This window comes from Thalassobacterium sedimentorum (genome assembly GCF_031127905.1).
Lineage (GTDB): Bacteria > Verrucomicrobiota > Verrucomicrobiia > Opitutales > Coraliomargaritaceae > Thalassobacterium > Thalassobacterium sedimentorum.
This window is the reverse complement of sequence record NZ_JARXIC010000066.1, coordinates 1-6,399: the sequence shown is the minus strand read 5'-3', so window position 1 is coordinate 6,399 and position 6,399 is coordinate 1. Positions and strand designations below refer to the sequence as shown.

The following is a 6,399-nucleotide window of genomic DNA, read 5'->3' as shown; positions in this document are numbered from 1 at the left end:
TTAGAATCTAGCCGCACGCTTGAGCATGAGTCGAGTCATCGCAATATGAATCATGGCAGTAGATGACTCAATGGTAGTTTCGTAGTCTTTGGACAACCTCGCCTCCAGCCTTCCCAGTATTGAAAGCATCGAAGCCGAACTCTCTCAAGACCTCAACCCCGGAGAGCCTTCAGCATGACTTATCCAATTTTGTAATGTCTTCACAGCCTCCATCATTAGTCCGTCAAAGCTCACAGAGCAAAACGAGAGCCATCATCGCATCGGCACCCGTAAAGGCATTGACGGAAACAGCCTGCAATGATCTCATCTCCTTATCAACACCTCCCACACCTCTCAACGATGTGCACCACGGGAGGTTTCTTTTTACCAAACACCAACAAGTGATTGCCGCATGAAGCAGCCACCACTCACTTACAAAGCACAGCTTCTGCTCCGCTATTGCGCAAAAAGCTTTGCCAATTCTCTGAACATGCCCACTCTCTTGGGTAACACACGCGCCGTGCCTCTTGTTTTCGCAATGAAAAGAATGCACATCAAGGGCGCGTCTTTTTTTTTTTACCATAATTGGAAGAAGGGAGCTGCTCGATGACCCAGCCCTATACCAAACCGTGGCTTTCGCTCTCCGATCTATGACTACGCCTAAAAAACTGTGGGCTTATGATTCAAGCACACATCGACCAAGCACCTGCATGCCCCAATCCACTCGACAAAATGGGGCTGCCTCCCAACTGGCATCAACACCCGATCTGGCAATCCATTTAATATCTTTCACTCTTTTCACCATTCAAAGTTGGACGTTCGATGTTCCCATCCACCGTGCCTACCCATTCGCCATCCGTCATCAATCATCCGCAATTACTGCAGCATTTTGCTGAAGTAGCCGAAGCGCCCGACGCCATCCCGCGCCTGCGCCGCTTCATCCTCGATCTCGCCGTGCGCGGTAAACTCGTCGAACAAGATCCGAATGACGAACCCGCCTCCAAATTAATTAAACGGATTAAGATGGAACAGGCTACTAGGAAGGGAATTAAGCTTTGCTGGCAACTCATCATCAACTGCCGACCGCACTTTCATACAAGCTCGATTATGCAGGAAATGTCGACATCACTCCCCCACTTCACGAAGCGCTTAAACGCCTTCAAAGGCATTGGCAACGATGCGCTGGGAACGAAGCTGAGAAAAACGGAAGCCCTTCTGATAGCGAACCTAGCAAAACCTTGATTGTTTTTTTGCTTTGCTACAAGTAACAAACGCCTTTCTTGTAATCCCTTTTCTGGCTTTGGCGCACCTTCAATGAGTAACTTTACATTTTTAAAGACACATGACCCGCTCTTCCTACAACTGGCGACCAGCGCAGAACGTGTCTTTTCGAGTGATCCAAATACCACCCTCATAAAGCTACGACAACTCGGCGAAGCCATCGCTCAAGACTTAGCCACCAGTTGCGGCATCGAGTTTAATGAGCAAACGAAGCAAATTGATCTAATCTATCAGCTAGGGCGCGCGCTCCAGCTGGATCCACAGATTATCAAGCTTTTCCATAAGATTCGCATTTCTGGTAACGACGCCACGCACCAATTCGAAACCCAGCACAAAGACGCCCTCTCTGGCCTCAAAGTGGCCAGAGAACTCGCTCTTTGGTATCATCGCTCCTCAGGCAGAGCGGCTCCTAATTTCAAGGCTGGCCCTTTTCAGGAACCTGCAGACCCCAGCCGAACACTGCGCGAGCTAAAATCAAAAGTTCAAGTCCTCAGTGCTCAACTGACAGAGAGCAGTCAACAGCTAGAATCCAATCAGAGCCTGCTCCAACTCCAGCAAGAAGAGAAGGAGGCCTACGAAGCCCTCGCAGAAGAGATGGATGCGGAGGCTAGAAGCTATCAAGCGCAATCAGCCAACAGCGAAGCGGAGCTCAAGAAACAACAGGCAGCCTTCGAATCTCAGATTCAAGCCCTTCAGTCCGAATTAGCCTCGAAGGAAGCAGAACAACAGAAAAAGAATCAGGAACAGGCTAAAATTTATACTGCTCGCGTCCGTAAGGCCTGCAAACTTGTCACGCTCAATGAGGAGATGACTCGCATCCTCATCGATCAGCAACTCAACGACTTCGGCTGGATCGCAGACAGTCAAGAATTGCGCTACGCAAAAGGTGCCCGTCCTGAGCGAGGCAAGAATGTAGCCATCGCAGAATGGCCAACAATGGGCCGTCAGTCAGCAGACTACGTGCTTTTTGCTGGACTGACGCCGATTGCGATAGTCGAAGCAAAGCGCGAAAATGCCAATGTCGCTGGTAAAATCACACAAGCCGAACGCTACTCGCGCGGATTTCAACAAACCCCGACTTTACTCCCCGCATGGGAAGTCGAAGGCCGCACCATCGCATGGGCAGACGACGCAGAGGGACATTATCAAATCCCTTTCGTTTATTCCTGTAATGGACGCCCCTACATCAAACAGCTCGCAGAGCAGTCCGGCATCTGGTTTCGCGACGTCCGCGACCCCTCAAATACACGCCGAGCCTTACAAGAGTTCCACAGTCCTGAAGGCCTATTGGATCGACTCACCCGCCAGCGCGCCACAGCTGAATCTCAATTGCGAGCCGAAGGTTTCGCCTACTTGCAGTTGCGCGACTATCAAGAAAAAGCCATCTGCGAAGTCGAATCCGCGCTAGAGGACGACCAAACAAGCTGCTTGCTCGCAATGGCCACTGGCACTGGCAAAACGCGCACAATCATTGGTCTAATGTATCGCTTCCTCAAAGCCGAGCGTTTCAAGCGGATCCTCTTTCTAGTCGACCGCACCGCCCTTGGGGAACAAGCACAAGATGTATTTAAAGAAGCGCCACTAGAACAGAACCAGCCACTCTCAAAGATCTACAATATCGCCCAACTCGGCGACATGGCCGCCGAAGCGGAAACACGCATTCAAGTGGCCACCGTCCAAGCGATGGTGCGCCGCATTTTCCAGTCCGACACGCCTCCGCCAATTGATCAGTTCGACTGTATCATAATCGACGAAGCACACCGTGGCTATACCCTCGATCAGGAAATGACTGAGGGCGAATTAGAGCATCGTGACGCCGAGCAATATCTATCCGCTTACCGACGAGCCCTTGATTACTTCGACGCGATCAAAATCGGCCTCACTGCCACACCAGCGGTACACACCTCCGAAATCTTCGGCAAACCTGTCTATACTTACTCCTATCGAGAGGCTGTCGCCGATGACTGGCTGATCGACCACGAACCACCGATCCGCTACCGCACCTTGCTCGCAGAGAACGGCATTCAGTTCGAGCGCGGCGAGGCGGTTGAAATAATAAACACCCAGTCAGGCGAAGTTGAAGCGGCCGAACTCGAAGACGAACTCGGCTTCGACATCGAAGGTTTCAACCGCCGGGTCATTACCAAATCGTTCAACCAGGTCATCTGTGCCGAGCTCGCGAAAGAGCTCGACCCGTTCAGCGACGAGAAGACCATGATTTTCTGCGCCACCGACTTACACGCGGACATGGTTAAAAACCTACTGGATGAAGCTTTTAAGGATCTCTACGGCAGCGATTACAACGAAGCCGCCGTGCGTAAAATCACAGGCAAAAGCGATCAAGTTGACAAACTCATCCGCCGCTTAAAAAACGAGCGCTATCCATCCATTGCCATCACTGTCGACCTACTGACGACCGGCATCGATGTGCCCAAGATCTGCAACCTCGTCTTTATGCGCTTGGTCAAATCACGCATCCTCTACGAGCAAATGATCGGACGTGCCACCCGTCGTTGCGATGAGATCGGCAAAACCTATTTCCGCATCTACGACGCCGTCGACATCTACAAGACCCTCGAAAAGGTCAATACGATGAAGCCTCTGGTCAAAGATCCAAACATCACACTGGATCAACTGGTCGCCGAACTGACCGACGACAAGATCCTCGAGGCCGCGCTCATACAAGGTGAGAGTGAAAGTGAGAGTCGCGCGCCCGCTTCGAACCATGCACAGGATGTCCTCGACCAGATCAGCCAAAAAATTATGCGCGTCTTACGCAAGGCCAACAATAAGGCCGAACGTAAGCCTGACTTGCGTGCCAAGTTACAAGAGCTCGAAGCGTTCTGGGGTGTACCTTCCGACAAACTGCACTCACACTTGCATGAGCTGGGCCCACGCAAGGCTTCCGACTTCCTCAAACAGCACAGCGGCTTACTCAATCAGCTCGACGAGGTAAAGCGCCTCGTAGGTAGCGAACACTTCCCCATCATTTCCCATCACGCAGACGAAGTGACCGAGCGCAGCCAAAACTACGGCGGCCACGATAAACCTGAAGACTACCTCAACGAATTCACGAGCTTCATCAACGAGCAGCTCAACCAATCAGCCGCGCTCAAGGTCGCCGTCACGCGCCCGCGCGATCTCACCCGCGAGCAGCTCAAAGAGGTCAAACTCCTGCTCGACTCTGCCGGATTCTCCGAGGTCAATCTACAGACCGCCTGGCGCGGCAAGTCCAATCAAGATATTGCCGCCAGCATCATCGGCTACATTCGACAAGCCGCCCTAGGCGAACCGCTCATCCCTTTCGGCACACGCGTGCAAAATACCATGCAGACCATCTACGCATTACACGACTGGACTCGTGTCCAACGTAATTGGCTCGCTCGACTCGCTGCCCAACTCACCCACGAAGGCATCATCGACCGCGACTTCGTCAATCAGCGCTTCAGCGACGACGGCGGCTCTCGGCGCATCGATAAACTACTCGACAGCCAACTCGACAAGGTCATCGAAAGCCTCAACGCCCACCTATGGGAGGCCAGCTAATTAAATTGTAGGGCTCGTGCTTGCGCGACGCCGCCACACCCAACAATGATTCAATCCTTTGCCAATGCAGACACCGAGCAACTCTTCGTCGCAGAGAAAAACCGGCGTTTCAATGCGATAGCACGGGTCGCTTTACGCAAACTCATCCAACTCAATCGCGCCCGAAGAATCGAAGATCTGTCAGTGCCGCCTGGCAATCGCCTCGAAGCACTCAAAGGTGACCGCGCTGGCACTCACTCCATCCGTATCAATGGACAATGGCGCATCGCCTTTCGATGGACCGAGCAAGGCCCAGCCGAGGTGCAAATTGTCGACTATCATTGACAGCACCCCCGTAACGTCACACGTTATACCCCATGAACCCACCGATCACACCTGGCGAAATACTCTTAGAGGAATACCTAGTGCCCATGAACATCTCTCAAAACGCGATGGCCCGCGCGATCGGCGTGGCACCTCGTGCGATCAATGAGATCGTGCACGGCAAGCGCTCCATCACCCCCCAGATGTCGATCCGTTTCGGAGCCTTCTTCGGGCAATCGGAAGACTTCTGGCACGGCATCCAAGTCGAGTGCGACTTCCGCGCGCTACGCAAAGAAGCCTCCAAGATCGTCCAATACGTGCAAACCGCGGAGTCACTCATGGTCTGCGAAGATCAGTAAGCCGCACCTCCAACATGTCGATTTTTCCAACAATCATCGACATGATCCTAGGTCTTGTCGAAAATCCAAAGTTTCATAAACCCAAACCACCGAAGCCTCGCTCTCTCCGGCTTCTCAACTCTAGCGCAGCGGTTGTAAAAAAATAATCCGCAATGCCATATACCATGCTCAGCTAGTGACGCAGCTCTTCTGCAAAATGATTGATCCACAACCGCTGCGCTAGAGGGCCCTACGGGCGAGAAGAGGGAGGTCAGACTTGCCATTAAATCTTTTGGATAACAAAAAGTAGTTATGGATGATTACACTAAATTAACTAGCACTATAATCGGTGCAGCAATGGAAGTGCACAGTTACTGGGGGCCAGGACTCATCGAAAGTATTTATGAGAAAAGCTTACAACATGAGCTTCATCTACGAAACGTGGAGGTAAAGCGTCAGGTCAAACTTCAGCTCAAATACAAAGATCTAGAATTAGATGACGACTATGCTCTAGACCTAATTGTTGATGGTAAAGTGATCGTCGAACTCAAAGTCGTCAAAGAGCTAGCCCCCATTCACGAAGCACAACTCATGACCTATATGAAGCTAACTGATTGCAAAGTTGGCTTACTCATTAATTTCAATGTAGTCCGCCTAAAAGATGGTATCAGACGACTGTCACTCCCAGAATAACCGATCAACAGCAACGTCTGACTCTCTCCGGCCTCCCCACCTCTAGCGAAGCGGTTGTAAAAAAATCCATCATAAAAGCTCACTCCCCAAAACACGACTCACCCGCATCCCAGCCGAACGCACCGCACCAAAGATTCATCAACAACCGCTTACGCTAGCACCCAAGGGCATAATAAAGGGGCTCTACGGGCGAGAAGAGGGAGCCAAGGCCGACATGCACTTAACAAACAGCAAAACTCTGACTCTCTCCGGCTCCCCA

At 51.7% G+C, this 6,399-nt stretch carries 5 protein-coding genes; all 5 read left to right on the top strand.

From position 1 onward, the window contains the following. The first annotated feature begins 801 nt into the window (after nucleotides 1-801). The 5 genes from QEH59_RS17990 (at nucleotide 802) to QEH59_RS17970 (ending at nucleotide 6,140) form a co-directional block, all read left to right on the top strand. Complete coding sequence (locus tag QEH59_RS17990) at nucleotides 802-1,221, top strand: hypothetical protein (RefSeq protein WP_308986774.1); 420 nt, start codon at nucleotides 802-804, stop codon at nucleotides 1,219-1,221. Nucleotides 1,222-1,293: 72 nt separating this feature from the next. Continuing rightward, nucleotides 1,294-4,806 carry a type I restriction-modification system endonuclease gene (hsdR, locus tag QEH59_RS17985; protein ID WP_308986773.1) on the top strand — a complete coding sequence of 1,171 codons (3,513 nt, stop codon included), beginning with the start codon at nucleotides 1,294-1,296 and terminating at the stop codon, nucleotides 4,804-4,806. Between the two features lie 45 nt (nucleotides 4,807-4,851). After that, nucleotides 4,852-5,130, top strand: coding sequence for a type II toxin-antitoxin system RelE/ParE family toxin (locus tag QEH59_RS17980; RefSeq protein WP_308986772.1), 279 nt, complete (start codon nucleotides 4,852-4,854; stop codon nucleotides 5,128-5,130). Nucleotides 5,131-5,162: 32 nt separating this feature from the next. Beyond that, nucleotides 5,163-5,468 (top strand): HigA family addiction module antitoxin, encoded by a 306-nt coding sequence (locus QEH59_RS17975; RefSeq protein ID WP_308986771.1) that lies wholly within the window; start codon nucleotides 5,163-5,165, stop codon nucleotides 5,466-5,468. 291 nt (nucleotides 5,469-5,759) lie between these two features. Further along, nucleotides 5,760-6,140 (top strand): GxxExxY protein, encoded by a 381-nt coding sequence (locus QEH59_RS17970; RefSeq protein ID WP_308986770.1) that lies wholly within the window; start codon nucleotides 5,760-5,762, stop codon nucleotides 6,138-6,140. The last annotated feature ends 259 nt before the right edge of the window (nucleotides 6,141-6,399 follow it).